Source organism: Vagococcus fluvialis (assembly GCF_048815235.1).
Lineage (GTDB): Bacteria > Bacillota > Bacilli > Lactobacillales > Vagococcaceae > Vagococcus.
Genome location: NZ_JBMEAO010000009.1, coordinates 29,381 through 45,724, shown reverse-complemented (window position 1 = coordinate 45,724; position 16,344 = coordinate 29,381). Strand labels below are relative to the sequence as shown.

Sequence of the window (16,344 nt, the reverse complement as noted above, 5' to 3'; positions counted from 1 at the left end):
TTGATTTATTCTTGTTATGATAACAAAGAACGGAGTGGAGTTTATTGAAAACATTAATTATTATTGCTCATCCAGAAGTAGATGAGTCTAGCTCACAACAGTTTTTACTAGCTAGTGCAAACCCCTTAGAAAATGTGACATGTAAGATTCTGACTGATAAATTATATAATATTAAAGAAGAGCAAGACTTGTTAGCTAATCATGATCGAATTATTTTCCAGTTTCCAATGTATTGGTACAGTGCCCCTTATTTATTAAAAAAATGGTTGGACGACGTTTTTACTAATAGAATGATAAATGGCTTACTGAAAAATAAAGAGCTAGGTTTAGTTGTTACTATGGGACAATCAGAAGATGCTTTTGGAGCAGGGAGAGTTGAAAAATTTACGCTATCTGAATTATTCAAACCCTTTGAAGCACTTGCTAATAAATGCCAAATGACTTATCTACCTATTTTTCAAGTAGCCCTATTTTCTTATTTAGAAGAGACTGAAAAAAAACAATTATTGATTAATTATCAGCAGTACATTTCAAAAGAAAATAACGGAACGTTTAAAAATAAGGAAGCTTGGTTTATCAAGCGATTCTTTCAATTAATAGAAACAAAATCACCTGAAGAAGGAATAAAACTTCAATTAATTTTAGATGCAGTTATTGAAAAGAGAGAAGAATTAGATGACTTATTGTATCTAGTTAAGGAGATGAGAGAAGAAGATGAGTGATAAAGAGTGGTTAGTTAATGAGATGATGTTATTAGCTAGAAATAGTAGTAGCTACGAAGAACAGGCTTTCTTTCAAGAACTAGAAAAGATTGTGGAAGAGCAATTTAAAAGAATTGAACAAGCAGAAGCAGAATTAGATGGTACCATGTGGAGTCCTAGAAAATGGTAGGACTGTATTAATTACACAGAAAATATAGTATAATTATTTACAAAAGTTAATAGAGGCTATAGGTGATGAAATGAAAAAAGTAAGTACTATCATGTTGACACTTTCTTTAGTATTGTTAGTAGGATGCGGTAAAAAAGACAAAAATGAAACAGTATCTTCAAGTGAGAAACCGATCGAAACAACAGTTGAAGAACCTGCTAAACAAAGAAGTGATGTTATCAATAATATCTTATTAGGGAATACAAAAATAAGTTTTAATAATACTTCATTTGATTTAATGTCTGAGGGGACCTTTAATCAAAATGAAATATGGGGAACTTTTGAAAGTAATGAGCAAAAGGATGTTTATATTCAAATTGATGGTTTTAATAGCGAACAACCTATTTACGGTGATATTTATACATACGAAATAGAAGGTATTAAATGGGCTGAGGCAGAGCCTGTTCAGTATTTGAATATTATGGAAGAAGCTATCCAGTTTTCAGAAGATGGTAAAGAGTTAATGTATAAAGGGAGAACTGGTGATATCTTGTTTTCTGTAACAATGTTTGGTAAGAAGAAGTTAACAGAAGAACAAGTATTAGAGTTAAAAGCGTTAGCTAAAGGAATAAAAATAGAATACGTTGAAAATCAGATTAGTACAACCGAATAATTGAAATAGAACAATCGAAGATTAGGTTGTTCTATTTCTCTTTTATTCTCTTAATTTTTTTTAATAATATAAAATGTTTTTTGATTGTTGCTTTTTGTTATGGTAGTGTTATAAGGTTGTAACAATCATATAATATGATAAACATGACTATTAATTTTTAGTGGTTTGGAGTAGGAAAGGAAATTAGACTTATGACAATAGAAATTCGTGGAATGTCTAAAACAGCAGATGATTTATTAGTATTAAACGATATTGATTTAGTATTTCAAGAGAAAACTATTTATGGCTTGTTGGGGCAAAATGATTCTGGAAAAACAACTTTAATGCGTTTAATCGCTCAATTAAGATTTCCAAGTGAGGGCTATATTGAGATAGATGGACTTGATATTGAAGATAATCCTGAAGTGTTAAAAAATGTTTATTTTTTAACTCATGATTCGATTTATCCTAAAAGAGCAAGATTAAAACAAATTGTGAAATGGATGGGAATGTTTTATCCAAATTTTCAAACAAAAATTTGTTTAAGTTTATTGGAAAAATATCATTTAAATGAGCAAATGATTTTTTCAAAACTCCCATTAAAGAAAAAAACATTATTCAAAAGCTGTTTAGCATTTAGTAATGATGTTGATTACTTATTATTAGATGAACCAGTTTTTACATTAGATGCCTACCATCGACACGCTCTTTATCAAGACATGTTAGAGAGTTATGACCGTTATCCAAAAACAATTATTTTATCAACACATGCGATTGATGAGATAGAAGAAATTATAGAACGCGTAGTTATTTTAGAAGATGGTCAAGTTTTAATTGATGATGAGGTTAAAACATTAATTAACAAAGCCTATTCCGTAAAAGGGTTAGAACGAGATGTCCGTGAATTTTTACAACAGAAAGAAATACTAGGACAAGAATATCGTAGAGGTCTTATTAAGGCTTATGTTCAATTGGAAGCTGATGAACTACCGGAGTCAGATGAATTAGAAATTAAATCTTTAAACTTACAAGAATTATTTATTCAGTTAACACGTGATGTTTACGGAGAAAGAGGGGGCGAATAACCATGAATAAAGCAGCTATCATTCAAACCCAGCTATACAGACAATTAAAATCTTTAGCTTTATTTTTAGTGATATATGGTGTGTGTTTAGGTGGTTTTATTGTGCTTCAAGAATATATGACACTGCCAATGAATTTTGATGATTTTAGTTATATCTTTATTATTTTTCTAGCTTTAAGTACTTGGGTGTTAACAGCGAGTAGTTTAAAACTATATACGTATCATTCGTTTAGTAGACAAGTGATTATTAGCCGAACTACAATTGTTCAGCTGATCATTAGTTTAATAGCTAGTCTGTTGATAATGGCCCATACATGGTTAGTACAGATGATACCAAGTATTTCCAAAAATCAATTACTCGTTAAAGTAAACAATGTTTATTTTGAAGATTTAGTTAGTAATAAATGGATCCAGCTAATATTAACAGGTTTATTAATTGCATTAGCAATATTTTGTTTATTACAATTTACAACATTACTTTTAATTAGTACCTTCGCTTTAAAGAAAAAAACAATTATTATCTCAATTGCTATGCTACTTATTATCGTTTTAGGCATTTTGTTTAGCCTACCATACTGGTCGAATCAAATGATTGGGTATAGTATCATGATTTTAGGTTTTTTACTTGGTACAGGACAAAGCCTTGTGCCATCAGTAGTTATCCCCGTCATCGTGTTGATATTGTTAACAACGTTGTTTTTCTTTTTAAGTCGTAAATACGTTAAGAAAATTGAAATGTTTAGACATAGTTTTATTTAAAAGGGCTTAGGCCCTTTTTGTATTTATGTCAGATAACTAATGATATAATGTAAATAAGTTTTTTAAATCGACGTATTATGTAGGAGGAATAGAATGAATTCTTTAGTAAACTTTAGAGATATTGGGAATATGCCCACAGTAGAAGGCAAACATGTTAAACCAGGCTTTTTTTTAAGAAGTGGTGAAGTCGTTAATCTACAAGAAAGTGCTGTGAATAGTTTAATTCATGATTATAAATTAAAAACAATCATTGATTTAAGAGGGCAAATAGAAACTTCTGAAAGACCAGACGATACCTTAAATGGTGTTGATTATATTAATATCGATATTTTAAAAGATGTTAAAGGCCAAGGAGCTAGTTTTGAAGATTTATTAAAGGGCTCATCAAGTGCTGATAAAGGAATGTTAGAGCTATATGAAAGTTTAGTTTTAACTGATGGGGCACAAAAAGGATACCAACAATTTTTAGAACGTATTGTTTCTCAACCGGAGTCACCCATTTTATTCCATTGTTTTGCAGGAAAAGACAGAACAGGATTAGGTGCAGCTATTATTTTGAAATCATTAGGGGTGTCAGATAAATACATCTTTGAAGATTATTTAAAAACTAATGACATGAGAAAAGATGCAAACCAATTAATTATTGATGATTTAAGAGCTAAAGGATTAACAGAAGAGCAGCTAAGAGAAGTATGAGTCATGATGAATGTAGATCAACGTTACTTGGAACATTCATTTGGGTTAATTAATAAAGAATTTGGCAGCTTTGAAGGATATGTGGTCGACGCATTAAATATGCCAAAAGATTTCTTTGGTGAGATGAAACATCATTTTACAGCTTAATAAATAGAATAAAAGAGAAAGAGATTGATTTTTTCAATCTCTTTCTTTTTTGTGTTCTAAGTCTAGTAAAAACTGTTTTATCATTAAACCTTCTTCTGAATTACCAGAATAACCTGCTAGTTGCCCATTTTTACCAATGACTCGGTGACAGGGAATAATGATTGGAATAGGATTTCTGCGATTGGCTTGTCCAACTGCTTGCTGAGCTTTAGGTGAATCAACAGCTATTGCGATATCTTGGTAGCTTCTGATTTCTCCAAAGGGAATTCTTGTTAAAGCATGCCAAACTTTTTGCTGAAAAGATGTACCTATTTGAAAATCAGTAGGTACTGTAAAGTTATCTAGCTCACCGTTAAAGTAAGCATTTAATTCTCTTACAGCATGGTTTAAATGTTGAGTGGTTTCTTTAGAAAAACGAGATTGTAAAGCAGAGTTAGTTTCTTCTTCAGATACAAAATCGATATTGGTAATGCCTTGATTATTGGCTTTGATAAGTAAGTGGATTGGTCCATATGAAAAATACAAAATTATCACATCCTTGTAGCATCATCATATCCGATTTTTCTAACTTATGGTAGTATTAAACATGGAGAGCATTAAGAAAGGTACGAATTAATCATGATAGAAAAGATACACCTACTACATACAAACGACTTACATTCTCATTTTGAGAATTGGCCTAGAATGAGACGTTTTATTATAGATAAACAAGAATTAATTGCTAGAAATAAAGAAGAATACATTACAGTAGATTTAGGGGATTTCATGGATCGATTCCATCCACTAACTGATGTAACTAATGGCATAGCTAACGTTGAAATTATGAATCAAGTTACTTATGACTACGCTACTATAGGTAACAATGAGGGCATGACAAATAGCAAAAATGAGTTAAACCATCTGTATGACAATGGGAATTTTTCATTATTATTAGCTAATTTATACGATAAAGATACAATGTCAATTCCTGAATGGGCAAAAGCATATGATATTTTTAAAACAAATCAAGGAACAAGGATTGGGTTTATTGGTTTAACCGTTCCTTTAGATGAAGCCTATAATCCTTTCGGGTGGCATGTGATGAATCCTATAGAATGTTTAGAAAAACTACTTCCAGAGGTTAAAAAAAATAGCGATATCATTGTTTTATTATCCCATTTAGGATTACCAGATGATAAAAAAATTGCGGAACACTTTAAGGAGATAGATGTTATTTTGGAGTCGCATACACATCATTTATTAAAAGATGGCTTAGTTTGGGAAGAGACGTTACTTGCTTCTGCTGGCCGTTTTGGTGAGTATATTGGTGAAGTTGAATTAGAGATACATAATCATCATCTGATTGAAAAAAAAGCAGTAACAACAGAAGTAGCTGTGTTGGAAGAAAGAACACAAGATTTAGTAGAAATTGCGAATTATAAATTAGAGGGCGAAAATTTATTAAAAGAGCAACAATTAGGCGAGTTATCTGAAACATTAATAAAAGAGACGTCACTTATGGCAATTGCTTTAGATGCAGTTAAGGAGTATGCAGGTGTTGACGTAGCTCTTCTAAATACGGGCCTAATAATAACTAATTTAGATAAAGGTTTAGTAACTAAAAAAGATCTACATGAATGTTTGCCACACCCAATGAATATTATTAAGGTAACTCTAAAAGGCAGTGACGTGAAGCGACTTGTTTATGAAATTGAGAAGAACAGAGCTTTTTTAAATAGATTTCATGTAATTGGTATGAAATTTAGAGGGAAATATTTTGGTCAAATGTGTTATGATGGTCTTGCTTATTCCAAAGAAACAAAAGAGGTAACTTGGTGTAACCAAGTAATTGATGATGAAAAAGATTATACATTAGCAACTGTAGATTATTTATCATTCCTACCCTTTTTCCCAACCTTGGAAATTGCAGGGAAAATTGAGATAGTTAGCTCAGATTTTTTAAGAACAATCGTTGGGGAGTATATCAAAGTAAGCTTAGAAAAATGAGGTGTTAATATGACAGAAATAAAAAATGAAGTAGTGGAAGAACAACAAGAAGAAGAAAAAATAGATGAGGCATTACAAGCTTTATTAGATAGTTTTTCGCCTGAAAATTTCACTTTAGGTCAAGGTACTTATAAATTAGTAAAAAATTATCGAGATGGCTTTGCTTACGAGGCAACTATTAAAAGGTATAATGATGTTTTAGATAAGTACGATTTTATTGTAGGAGATTGGGGATACGATCAACTTCGTTTAAAAGGCTTCTTTTTAGATGATTTTAAGAGTGCTCCTATTGATGCTAAAATTAGTACCTTAGAAGATTATTTATATGAGTATTGTAACTTTGGATGTGCTTATTTTGTTATTCAACAAACAGGAGAATTTAAGCGTCGTGGACGTACTTCTTCTGGACCTAAGAAGAATAATGCAAGTAAAGCTAATAACAGCAGTAAGCCTAAAAATAAAGCTCATACGGAAGAAAAACGTTATAATCAAAACAAAAATAAAAAGAAACCGACCTTTAAGAGCAACAAAAAAGGTCCTTCAAGCCAACCCAAAAAAGCAACTCCTAATAAAAAAACAGTAAAAGAAACTTCAACTAATAAAACTGGTGGAAAACATCAGTTTACGATTAGAAAAAAAGAAGAAGAATAGGAGTGGTTACTTGTGAGCTATAAAGGCTATTTAATTGATCTTGATGGAACGATTTATTTAGGTAATGAACCTATTGAAGCTGGTCGTCGTTTTATCGAAAGACTTCAAGAAAAAGAGATACCGTTTATGTTTGTAACGAATAATACAACTAAGACACCTAAAGCTGTTAAAGAAAAATTAGCTACAACCTTTCAAATCAAAGTCCCCGAAGAGACTATTTATACTGCAACTTTAGCAACAGTTGACTATATGAGAGAATTAAACCTAGGGAATCAAGTTTATGTGATTGGTGAATCTGGCTTAAAAGAGGGGATTTTTGAGTCAGGATTTGAGTTAAACGAAACTAATCCTGATTATGTTGTAGTTGGATTAGATAGTGAGATTTCATATGATAAGTTAAAAATAGCTACACTTGCCATTCGAAAGGGAGCGTATTTTATTGGAACTAATCCTGACAAAAATCTTCCTACAGATGAAGGGTTAACTCCTGGTGCAGGTAGTTTCATTAAGCTTATCGAAACATCAACCCAGCAAAAGAGTACGATTATGGGAAAACCGGAATCAATTATTATGGAAAAAGCATTAGCCAAGCTTGAACTTAGTAAAGAAGATGTTGTGATGGTTGGGGATAATTATGAAACAGATATTTGTGCAGGTATTAATAATGATATTGATAGCTTGTTAGTATTAACAGGTTTTACCAAAAAAGAAGATGTTAGCTCTCTTCCAGTGGCACCGACTCATGTAGTTAATTCTTTGGATGAGTGGATTATTTAGGATGATGACTCTAAAGAAAAACAGTCAGCTTATTTGCTTAATTCTCTTTTTACTGAGTTTAGCTATTACACTAACAATTAACGCCAGATGGCTTTATGTGATGGATATCAATCAACTTGGAATTTTGGATTATGTAACCTTATCTAAAAGTGAATTAATGAAAAATTATGACCAGTTAATGACTTATTTAAACTTTTTCTGGGTTAATCCTCTTCAAATGGTTGATTTTCCTGTCTCAGAAAGTGGAGCTCTCCATTTTTATGAGGTGAAGAGACTTTTTCAGATTAATTATTTAGTCATGTTAATTACTCTTATCCCGAGTGTATTTTTACTAAAAAATAAAATAAAAGAAAAAACACTATGGCAGTTAGTTAGACCCTTTACCATTGTGCTATCTGGATTAGTTGTGTTGTTGTTTTTTATGGCAACAGCGTTTGATACTTTTTTTGTTAAGTTTCATGAAGTATTTTTTAACAATGATGCATGGATATTTGATCCAGTAACAGATCCAATTATTACAGTTTTACCTCAAGATTATTTTATGCATTGTTTCATTTTGTTTTTTAGTTTGTTTGTTTTATTTATAGTTAGCTTTATTATTATAGGTAGAATACAATTAAAAAGAATAACAAAAATGGATGAACATTAATTAATGTTCATCCATTTTTTTAATTTGGTAAAGAGTGGGCTAATCGACTTGCAGCGGCTGCTGCAATTGCGCCAACGATATCGTCTAAGAATGTATGAACTTCACCACTATCGTGTGAGTTTAACTTAGCTAAAATACCAGGTTTTACTTTATCAATGTAACCATAATTAGTAAATCCAATTGAACCATAGACATTCACAATGCCTAAAGCTAATATTTCATCAATACCGTATAACCCTTCATCTGTTTCAACAATTTCTTGTAGAGGTTGAAGAAGTTTACCTTCTTCAGCTAAGATATCAAGTTGGATACCTGTTACAATAGCATTTTGAATTTCTCTTTTTTCAAGTACTGCCTCTACATTATCTTTACATACTTGGAGTGTTAAATGTTCCACATAGTCTTTTTGTAAGAAAAAAACTAAATCTGCAATATCATCTAATGTAACGCCTCGTTTAATTAATAGTGCTTTAGCACTTTCCCTTAATGTTTCTTTTTTTACATTCATTTTCTCACCTCATAATATAAGTATTATACAAAAGTGGTTATCAAAGTGCAATATTTATTTATTACTCATAAAGACTTGTACTATGCATAGGTTGTAGTCGTTCTTTTGGATTCATAAAATGCATAGCATTATTCACAGCAGTTGGAGCTTCTCCAAAGCCAGTTGCTATTAATTTTACTTTACCCTCATAAGTTGTGATATCTCCAATAGCAAAGACACCAGGGATTGAAGTAGAAGTGTTACTTGTTGTTAGTATAGATGATCCTTTAAAGTCTAATGGCCATTTTTTGATTGGTCCTAACGAAGAAGAAAAACCGTAATTTACTATTAAGTGATCTAAGGAAATAACTTCAGTTACATCTTCTTTTGGATTTTTGATTGTCAATGAATCTAGTATGTCATTATGTTTATTTAGTTGGTCAATTACAAAAGGAGTTTTAATAATAACCTTTGATTCTTTTAATTGTTTTACGCTATGTTCATGTGCTCTAAATTCAGGTCTTCTATGAATAAGTGTGACTGAATTAGCAATTTTTTCAAGCATTAATGCCCAGTCAACGGCTGAATCTCCGCCCCCACACAGAACAATATCTTGATTAGCGAAGTCTTCCATATTTTTTATATAATAATGTAATTGTTTTTTTTCAAATTCTTCGTTTCCTTCAACGTTTAATCGTCTTGGTTGAAAAGAACCATTTCCTGCAGCAATGATGATTGTTTTAGAAAAGTGAAGTTCTTTGTCCGTTTGTATTTTAAAGATATTATCTTCTTGATCAAAGGAAAGGACTGTTTCTTCTAAGCAAATACTGTGATTAAAAGGTTCAATTTGTTTAGTAAGATTATTAACTAAATCTTGCGCTTTAATATTAGGGAAGCCCGCAACATCATAGATTAGTTTTTCAGGATACAGCAGTGAAAGTTGGCCTCCTAAGTTAGGTAAACTTTCAATAATTTTAGTTTTTGCTTGTCTCATTCCAGCGTAGAATCCAGCGAATAAACCAGCTGGACCACCACCTATTATTGTAATATCGTATATGTTATCAGTCATTAGTTTGTCTCCTTCAAAATTAAATCTCACAGCTTAGTATAGATGAAAGTAACTTGAAAAGAAATTTTTTTGATTGTTTAAGGGATATTTATTGACTACATGACACAGTGTCACATATAATGACACTGTGTCATTAATTAAGGGGGGATAAAAATGCCAACAGATACTTTTTTTAGATTAGACGAAGAAAAAAAAGAAAAAATAATCTTAGCTGCTAAAAAAGAATTTTCCGAAGTATCCATTCAAGAAGCTTCTGTAGCCAATATTATTAAATATGCTGATATTCCAAGAGGGAGTTTTTATCAATATTTTTCAGACAAAGACGATATATTTTTTTATGTCTTTTCACTAATTAAAGCTGAGCCTGAAAGTAAATTTATAGAAATTCTAACTATAAATGAAGGAGATCTATTCAAAAGTTTTAAACTATTTTTTAGTTATTACTTATTGGAAGTGTTTGAGGGTGAAAATCGTGATTTATTTAAAAGTATCTTCCAACACATTAATTATACGAGAAGTCATCAAATGATGATGAGTGGTTCGTCAGATAAACAAAAAAAAGCCCACGAATCACATTTTAGAAAGCACCATCAAGGTACAAATAATATTTATATAAAATTAAAAGAATGTGTTGACCAAAGCGAGTTACAAGTATCAAATGATCGAGAGTTTATGATGTTAATTCATCAATTATGGTCAATGTTATTTCATACAATGAATGAAGGTTTTCGAATGAAAGCTTTTGGTAAAGAAGTTGATTTAAAATTATTGCAATCGGATTTTGAATTAAAACTTAATTGGTTAGAGAATGGAGTGAAAAAATGATTCGAATGATAAAAAAAATGTCCATAGGTGCAGTAATAGGTGCAGTGATATTTATGGTGATTCAAATTATCAGTGACCTTTATTTACCTACTTTGACATCTAATATTATTGATAAAGGGGTTACGCAAGGCGATACCAAATACATTCTTCAAATGGGGCTTATTATGATAGGCGTCTCATTAATCGGAATTGTCGCTTCGATTTGTAATACGTTAATATCAACGAGAGAAGGACAAAAATTAGGAAAGAAACTACGCTCAGAGATTTATGAAAAAGTTTCTTACTCATCTAATACCGCGTTTGATCAAGTTGGGACGGCTTCATTAATTACTAGAACAACAAATGATGTGAACCAAGTTCAAATGGTAACACAATTGTCCTTACGATTAATGATAAATGCCCCTATTACACTTATCGGAGCAAGTCTTCTAGCGTATACAAGAGATCCAGAATTAACCAAGATTTTTATCTATATTATTCCTACTTTACTTGTGATTGTAGGAGTGGTGATGTATTTTGCCATTCCTTTGTTTAAAAGTTTACAAGAAAAAACAGATAAATTGAATTTAGTTTTTAGAGAAGGTCTTACAGGAATAAGAGTTATTAGAGCTTTTAATCGAACTAAATTTGAAGAAAAAAGATTTGATGATGCTAACTCAGATTATACTCAAACTGCCATTCGAGTTAATATCTTAATGAGTTTCTTAATGCCGGTGATTACTTTAGTTATCAGTTTAACTAATGTTTCTATTATTTGGTTTGGTGGTCACAATGTAGCAGAAGGAACATTAGAAGTCGGAAATATGATGGCATTTATGACTTATGCGATGCAAATACTAATGAGTTTTATGATGATGACGATGATATTTGTCTTAGTTCCTAGAGCTCAAGCATCTGCTGTCAGAATTAATGAAGTCCTTGATTTGAAAAATGATATTAAAGACCCAACTGAACCTAGTTTGTTTACTCAAGATAAAAACTTAATGTTTGATAAGGTTCAGTTTAGATATGAGGGTGCTGAAAAACCAGTATTAAGTGGTGTGGATTTCAAGGCTTCTAAAGGAGAAACCATAGCTATAATTGGAGGGACAGGTTCTGGAAAAACAACACTAATCAACTTGATTCCTCGTTTTTATCAACCAGAAGAAGGCAACATTTTAATTAATGGAGTTGATAATTCATTAGTTAAACAAAAAGATTTGCGAGATGGTATAGGTTTAGTTCCGCAAAAAGCAATTCTATTTTCAGGAACGATTCGATCAAATCTTTTATTCAGTTATCCTGAAGCAACAGAAGAAGAGATGTGGAAAGCTTTAGAAACGGCTCAAGCAAAAGATTTTGTTTCTAAACTACCTGAAGGGTTAGATAGTGTTGTTGAACAAGGTGGAGATAACTTCTCAGGGGGGCAAAAACAAAGATTATGTATCGCTCGTGCTCTTATTAAACAAGCAGACATTTATATTTTTGACGATTCATTTTCAGCACTTGATTTCAAAACAGATGCTTTACTTAGAAAGGCATTAAAAGAAGAAATAAAAGAAGCGATAGTTATCATTGTAGCTCAAAGAATAAGTACAGTCGTTGATGCAGATCAAATTATTGTTTTAGATCAGGGATTAATGGTTGGTAAAGGAAGACATCAAGAATTAAAAGAAACGAATACAACCTATCAAGAAATAATTCACTCTCAATTGAGAGAGGAGGAAATCGCATGAGTGGCAGACCAGGACATGGTTCAAAAGGGAAAACAAAAGCAGACAAACCAAAAAACTTTGGTAAAACATTAAAACGGCTATTTAGCTATATGTCAAAAAGAGTTTATTTAATTTTATTGGTATTAGTACTTGCCATAACTTCGACTATTTTCCAAATCAGAACCCCTAAAATATTAGGTGAAGCGACTACAGAGATATTTAAGGGCTTAATGATTGGAAAGGAACAAATGAAACAAGGAATAAAAATGGATAAAATGCCAATTGATTTTGATAAAATTTGGACAATTATTCTCATTGTTTTAGGGATGTATGTTATTTCAGCTCTCTTTAGTTTTATTCAACAAGTTATTATGACGAAACTTTCTCAACAGACTGTGTATGAATTGCGTCAAGAGATGAAAGAAAAAATGGGAAAAGTACCTGTTTCTTATTATGATACGCATGCTAATGGAGATATTATGTCTAGGGCAATAAATGATATGGATAATATTTCTGGAACTCTTCAACAGAGTTTAACTCAAATGGTTACAAGTATTGTGATGTTTTTTGGAGTCTTGTTTATGATGTTAAGCATTAGTTGGAAGTTAACATTGGTGGCATTTATTACTGTTCCATTAAGTTTAATCGTAACGATGTTAATCGCACCAAAATCTCAAAAATATTTTGCGAAACAACAAAAAACACTTGGACTTTTGAATAATCAAATAGAAGAGTCCTATGGTGCCCATACAGTGGTTAAAAGTTTTAACCGTGAGGAAGCTAACATAAAAGAGTTTGAGGACAAAAATGAGGAGCTGTTTCATTCTAGTTGGAAAGCTCAATTTATTTCAGCTATGATTATGCCTTTAATGAATTTCATAAAAAATATTAGTTATGTTTTTGTGGCGGTCATTGGAGGAATCCAAGTAGCGAGTGGCCAAATAACAATAGGTAACGTTCAAGCATTTATGCAATACACCAATCAATTTTCTCAACCACTTAGTCAGATGGCTAATTTAATCAATACCATTCAAGCAACGATTGCATCAGCAGAGAGAATTTTTGAGGTCCTTGATGAAATTGAAATGTTAGATCCTGAAGTGGATGAAACAACGGTTAAAGATACTTCCGCGGAAATTTCTTTTCAACATGTGGCTTTTGGTTATTTAGAAGATCAATTAATTATGAAGGATTTTAATTTAGAAGTCCAAAAAGGTCAAAAAATAGCAATTGTAGGGCCGACAGGAGCAGGAAAAACAACGTTAATTAATTTATTGGAACGATTTTACGATGTGTCGAGTGGGCACATTCTTTATAAAAATAAAGATATTCGTCTAATGAGCCGCGAAAGTTTAAGAGAAGATATCTCTATGGTTTTACAAGATACTTGGTTATTCACAGGAACTATATTCGATAATATTCGGTATGGTAATATAGAGGCGACTGAAGAAGAAGTATATGAAGCTGCTCGAATAGCAAGAGCAGATGATTTTATCAGAAAACTTCCAGAGGGGTATCATACTGTTTTAAATGAAGAAGCTTCTAATATTTCACAAGGGCAACGCCAGCTATTAACTATTGCTAGAGCGTTTCTATCCAATCCAGAAATGTTAATATTGGATGAAGCGACATCCAGTGTTGATACGAGAACAGAGTTATTAATTCAATCTGGTATGGAAGAGTTATTAAAAAATAGAACAAGTTTTGTTGTCGCTCATCGTTTATCAACTATAAGAAATGCAGATAATATTATTGTAATGAACCAAGGAGATATCATAGAAACTGGTAATCATGAGGAGCTAATGGCTAAGAAAGGCTTTTATGCCGACCTTTATCAGAGTCAATTTAGTGAAGAAATTGCTATATAAGAGTTTTATCATTTGTTACTAAAAAAAATCTTATCAAAAAAATAACTATATTATTGGTATGTTTTTACAAAAATTGGTACAATGTTCTGTGAAGGCTTTATTTAATAGTATTTAGTTAAGATAATATTTTTTAGGAGGAATTAGTTGTATGGGGAGTTTTTCCTTAGATCAGAATACCAGGTTGGCATCAGTTGCTTTAAAAGTAAAAGATTTAGATAAGATGATTGAGTTTTATCGTCATGTGTTAGGGTTTCATTTAATTAATGAAGAAAATGACATGGCTATAATGGGAATCGGTAGTCAAAAAAGAAAGTTACTTGGTTTAATCAGAGAACCTGAGGGCAAAGAAGGCTCCAATACATTAACTGGACTTTATCACGTTGCTTTTGTTTTTCCTACTAGAGAAGAGTTTGCTTTGTTTTTAAAACACTTACTCTTGACCAATTATCCGATTGAAGGAAAAAGTGATCATGGATACGCAGAAAGTGTTTATATCAATGACCCTGAAGGTAATCGTATTAACATTGGCTGGGATAAACCAGAATCAGAATGGCCTATTAAAGAAGGTAAAATAAATGGTGTGACAAAAGTACTAAATATTCAATCTTTTCTTTCAAAAGTTAAAGGTGAATTCGATGAAATTTCAGATGAAACTAAAATGGGACATGTTCATTTATCTGTGTCCAATTTAGATGAAAGTTTTGCTTTTTATCATGATGTATTAGGTTTTTCATTGAAGAATAACGACTTGATTAGCACTAAATTTTTATCTATTAATGATTATCATCATCATATTGCATTGAATGAATGGACACCAGCAGCAAACTGTTCAGCAATTAAGAACACTGATTTAGGCGTTGATCACATTACATTTGAAATGCCAACTATTGACTCTTTAATTGAATTAAAAGAGCAATTAGAAACAAAACAAGTTGAGTATTATTTTAACAAAGGTAAAAAAATAATAGGCCTATCTGATCCAAATGGAATTCAGTTATGGTTTATCGTGTTAAAACATTAATAGGTTAGTCGACTCATTTTGAGTCGGCTTTTTTTATCAATATAAATTAAGATAAAAAAATGGTTAAGGTAGGAGACGAAAATGTATAAAACGACGATAAAATTTATAAAACAATTAGTTGATACTAAAAAAATACCGGGTGCTTCATATGCGTTTATCTCTAAAGAAAATTTAGTTAATGAAGTTTATGGTAATAAAGAATTAGTTCCTAATGAGGTAATATTAGAAAAAGGAACGCTCTATGATATGGCATCATTAACTAAAGTAATCTGTACAACAACAGTCATACTTCAATTAGTAGAACGAAAGCTAATTGAGATAGATGCCCCGTTTAAAAAATATTTACCGGAATTTTTAGATGAGGAGGTAACAATAAGAGAGTTACTGACTCATACTTCTGATATTAATCCTTATATACCTAATCGTGATGAATTAAATAAAGAAGAACTTCGTGATGCTATTTTAAGTCTGACCTCTGGAAATGAAAGAGGTAAAAAAGTAGTCTATACAGATACAGGAACCGTTTTATTGGGTTTTTTAATAGAAGAACTATTTAAGAAACCTGCGCAATATGTTTTTTTAGAGGAAATATTAAAACCATTAGAAATGAATCAAAGTGGTTTTTCGTTATCAGAAAAAAAATATATTGCTCCAACAGAAGTAACTAAAAAAAGAGGTATCATTAAGGGAGAAGTTCATGATCCAAAAGCGTTTGTATTAGCTGAAACTTGTGGAAGTGCTGGTTTATTTTCTTCTGTGGAAGACTCATTGCATTTTGTTCAGATGATGTTGCAAAAAGGTATTTATAAAGGGACTAGATTATTAAAAGAACAAACTATTTTAAGCTTATTGGAGAGCTACACGTTGGGGGACTGTCCCAAACGTTCATTAGGTTGGGATTTGTTACCTTTTGATGAAAGATTGATTTTATATCATACAGGCTATACGGGAACATTTATGATAATTGATGTATTAGCAGAAGAAGCTTTTATTTTTCTATCCAATCGTGTTCATCCAGTTGATAACAGAGAAGAATACCTTGAACTTCGAGATGAATTAATTAAAATCTATTTATCTGAAAGACAAGAGAGAGAAAAAATGCTATAATG

At 31.4% G+C, this 16,344-nt stretch carries 19 protein-coding genes; 16 read left to right on the top strand and 3 right to left on the bottom strand.

The genetic code is table 11. The annotated features are described in order from the left end of the window. Positions 1-44: 44 nt before the first annotated feature. The 7 genes from ACODH8_RS07340 to ACODH8_RS07310 all read left to right on the top strand — a co-directional run bounded on the left by ACODH8_RS07340 (position 45) and on the right by ACODH8_RS07310 (position 4,208). Positions 45-722, top strand: a complete 678-nt coding sequence (locus ACODH8_RS07340) for an NAD(P)H-dependent oxidoreductase (RefSeq protein ID WP_332464760.1) — start codon at positions 45-47, stop codon at positions 720-722. After that, positions 715-891, top strand: coding sequence for a hypothetical protein (locus ACODH8_RS07335; RefSeq protein ID WP_332464761.1), 177 nt, complete (start codon positions 715-717; stop codon positions 889-891). The genes ACODH8_RS07340 and ACODH8_RS07335 overlap by 8 nt, the downstream gene beginning before the upstream one ends. Positions 892-961: 70 nt before the next feature. Beyond that, positions 962-1,543 (top strand): hypothetical protein, encoded by a 582-nt coding sequence (locus ACODH8_RS07330; protein WP_332464762.1) that lies wholly within the window; start codon positions 962-964, stop codon positions 1,541-1,543. Positions 1,544-1,734: 191 nt separating this feature from the next. After that, complete coding sequence (locus ACODH8_RS07325; protein WP_332464763.1) at positions 1,735-2,607, top strand: ABC transporter ATP-binding protein; 873 nt, start codon at positions 1,735-1,737, stop codon at positions 2,605-2,607. A gap of 2 nt (positions 2,608-2,609) precedes the next feature. Next, the gene (locus tag ACODH8_RS07320) at positions 2,610-3,365 is read left to right on the top strand and encodes a hypothetical protein (RefSeq protein ID WP_332464764.1); all 756 of its coding nucleotides are present in this window, start codon (positions 2,610-2,612) and stop codon (positions 3,363-3,365) included. 93 nt (positions 3,366-3,458) lie between these two features. Beyond that, a complete protein-coding gene (locus tag ACODH8_RS07315) occupies positions 3,459-4,061 on the top strand; it encodes a tyrosine-protein phosphatase (RefSeq protein WP_420517653.1) in 603 nt (200 codons plus the stop codon). Positions 4,062-4,064: 3 nt separating this feature from the next. After that, positions 4,065-4,208, top strand: coding sequence for a hypothetical protein (locus tag ACODH8_RS07310; protein ID WP_420517652.1), 144 nt, complete (start codon positions 4,065-4,067; stop codon positions 4,206-4,208). Between the two features lie 33 nt (positions 4,209-4,241). On the opposite strand, the gene ACODH8_RS07305 is transcribed toward ACODH8_RS07310, so the two are convergent. Beyond that, positions 4,242-4,739 carry a methylated-DNA--[protein]-cysteine S-methyltransferase gene (locus ACODH8_RS07305; RefSeq protein WP_420517657.1) on the bottom strand — a complete coding sequence of 166 codons (498 nt, stop codon included), beginning with the start codon at positions 4,737-4,739 and terminating at the stop codon, positions 4,242-4,244. An 87-nt stretch (positions 4,740-4,826) separates the two neighbouring features. On the opposite strand from ACODH8_RS07305, the gene ACODH8_RS07300 reads away from it, so the two are divergent. The 4 genes from ACODH8_RS07300 to ACODH8_RS07285 are packed head-to-tail and all read left to right on the top strand — an operon-like array spanning position 4,827 to position 8,271. Further along, entirely contained in the window at positions 4,827-6,194 is a 1,368-nt protein-coding gene (locus tag ACODH8_RS07300) for a bifunctional UDP-sugar hydrolase/5'-nucleotidase (protein ID WP_332464767.1), read from the top strand. Positions 6,195-6,203: 9 nt separating this feature from the next. Next, a complete protein-coding gene (locus tag ACODH8_RS07295) occupies positions 6,204-6,845 on the top strand; it encodes a YutD-like domain-containing protein (RefSeq protein ID WP_420517651.1) in 642 nt (213 codons plus the stop codon). Positions 6,846-6,857: 12 nt separating this feature from the next. Beyond that, positions 6,858-7,622, top strand: coding sequence for a TIGR01457 family HAD-type hydrolase (locus tag ACODH8_RS07290; RefSeq protein WP_332464769.1), 765 nt, complete (start codon positions 6,858-6,860; stop codon positions 7,620-7,622). Position 7,623: 1 nt separating this feature from the next. Further along, entirely contained in the window at positions 7,624-8,271 is a 648-nt protein-coding gene (locus tag ACODH8_RS07285; RefSeq protein WP_332464770.1) for a TIGR01906 family membrane protein, read from the top strand. A gap of 19 nt (positions 8,272-8,290) precedes the next feature. Here ACODH8_RS07285 and ACODH8_RS07280 read toward each other — a convergent pair whose 3' ends face one another. After that, positions 8,291-8,779 (bottom strand): phosphatidylglycerophosphatase A, encoded by a 489-nt coding sequence (locus ACODH8_RS07280; RefSeq protein ID WP_332464771.1) that lies wholly within the window; start codon positions 8,777-8,779, stop codon positions 8,291-8,293. 61 nt (positions 8,780-8,840) lie between these two features. Next, positions 8,841-9,827: an NAD(P)/FAD-dependent oxidoreductase gene (locus ACODH8_RS07275; RefSeq protein WP_332464772.1), complete on the bottom strand. Its 987-nt coding sequence runs from the start codon at positions 9,825-9,827 to the stop codon at positions 8,841-8,843. 153 nt (positions 9,828-9,980) lie between these two features. Between ACODH8_RS07275 and ACODH8_RS07270 the strand changes: the two genes are divergently transcribed. The 5 genes from ACODH8_RS07270 to ACODH8_RS07250 all read left to right on the top strand — a co-directional run bounded on the left by ACODH8_RS07270 (position 9,981) and on the right by ACODH8_RS07250 (position 16,342). Then, positions 9,981-10,652, top strand: a complete 672-nt coding sequence (locus tag ACODH8_RS07270) for a TetR/AcrR family transcriptional regulator (RefSeq protein ID WP_332464773.1) — start codon at positions 9,981-9,983, stop codon at positions 10,650-10,652. Then, complete coding sequence (locus ACODH8_RS07265; RefSeq protein ID WP_332464774.1) at positions 10,649-12,367, top strand: ABC transporter ATP-binding protein; 1,719 nt, start codon at positions 10,649-10,651, stop codon at positions 12,365-12,367. Before ACODH8_RS07270 ends, ACODH8_RS07265 begins: the two co-directional genes overlap by 4 nt. Then, positions 12,364-14,214: an ABC transporter ATP-binding protein gene (locus ACODH8_RS07260; protein ID WP_332464775.1), complete on the top strand. Its 1,851-nt coding sequence runs from the start codon at positions 12,364-12,366 to the stop codon at positions 14,212-14,214. The genes ACODH8_RS07265 and ACODH8_RS07260 overlap by 4 nt, the downstream gene beginning before the upstream one ends. Positions 14,215-14,362: 148 nt before the next feature. After that, a complete protein-coding gene (locus tag ACODH8_RS07255) occupies positions 14,363-15,235 on the top strand; it encodes a VOC family protein (protein WP_332464776.1) in 873 nt (290 codons plus the stop codon). Positions 15,236-15,316: 81 nt separating this feature from the next. Beyond that, positions 15,317-16,342, top strand: coding sequence for a serine hydrolase domain-containing protein (locus ACODH8_RS07250; protein WP_332464777.1), 1,026 nt, complete (start codon positions 15,317-15,319; stop codon positions 16,340-16,342). The last annotated feature ends 2 nt before the right edge of the window (positions 16,343-16,344 follow it).

Bases quoted from the DNA above. Each gene is read 5' to 3' on its own strand.
- ACODH8_RS07335 (WP_332464761.1), top strand. From the start codon at position 715: ATGAGTGATAAAGAGTGGTTAGTTAATGAGATGATGTTATTAGCTAGA.
- ACODH8_RS07330 (WP_332464762.1), top strand. From the start codon at position 962: ATGAAAAAAGTAAGTACTATCATGTTGACACTTTCTTTAGTATTGTTA.
- ACODH8_RS07325 (WP_332464763.1), top strand. From the start codon at position 1,735: ATGACAATAGAAATTCGTGGAATGTCTAAAACAGCAGATGATTTATTA.
- ACODH8_RS07320 (WP_332464764.1), top strand. From the start codon at position 2,610: ATGAATAAAGCAGCTATCATTCAAACCCAGCTATACAGACAATTAAAA.
- ACODH8_RS07315 (WP_420517653.1), top strand. From the start codon at position 3,459: ATGAATTCTTTAGTAAACTTTAGAGATATTGGGAATATGCCCACAGTA.
- ACODH8_RS07310 (WP_420517652.1), top strand. From the start codon at position 4,065: ATGATGAATGTAGATCAACGTTACTTGGAACATTCATTTGGGTTAATT.
- ACODH8_RS07300 (WP_332464767.1), top strand. From the start codon at position 4,827: ATGATAGAAAAGATACACCTACTACATACAAACGACTTACATTCTCAT.
- ACODH8_RS07295 (WP_420517651.1), top strand. From the start codon at position 6,204: ATGACAGAAATAAAAAATGAAGTAGTGGAAGAACAACAAGAAGAAGAA.
- ACODH8_RS07285 (WP_332464770.1), top strand. From the start codon at position 7,624: ATGATGACTCTAAAGAAAAACAGTCAGCTTATTTGCTTAATTCTCTTT.
- ACODH8_RS07280 (WP_332464771.1), bottom strand. From the start codon at position 8,779: ATGAATGTAAAAAAAGAAACATTAAGGGAAAGTGCTAAAGCACTATTA.
- ACODH8_RS07275 (WP_332464772.1), bottom strand. From the start codon at position 9,827: ATGACTGATAACATATACGATATTACAATAATAGGTGGTGGTCCAGCT.
- ACODH8_RS07270 (WP_332464773.1), top strand. From the start codon at position 9,981: ATGCCAACAGATACTTTTTTTAGATTAGACGAAGAAAAAAAAGAAAAA.
- ACODH8_RS07265 (WP_332464774.1), top strand. From the start codon at position 10,649: ATGATTCGAATGATAAAAAAAATGTCCATAGGTGCAGTAATAGGTGCA.
- ACODH8_RS07260 (WP_332464775.1), top strand. From the start codon at position 12,364: ATGAGTGGCAGACCAGGACATGGTTCAAAAGGGAAAACAAAAGCAGAC.
- ACODH8_RS07255 (WP_332464776.1), top strand. From the start codon at position 14,363: ATGGGGAGTTTTTCCTTAGATCAGAATACCAGGTTGGCATCAGTTGCT.
- ACODH8_RS07250 (WP_332464777.1), top strand. From the start codon at position 15,317: ATGTATAAAACGACGATAAAATTTATAAAACAATTAGTTGATACTAAA.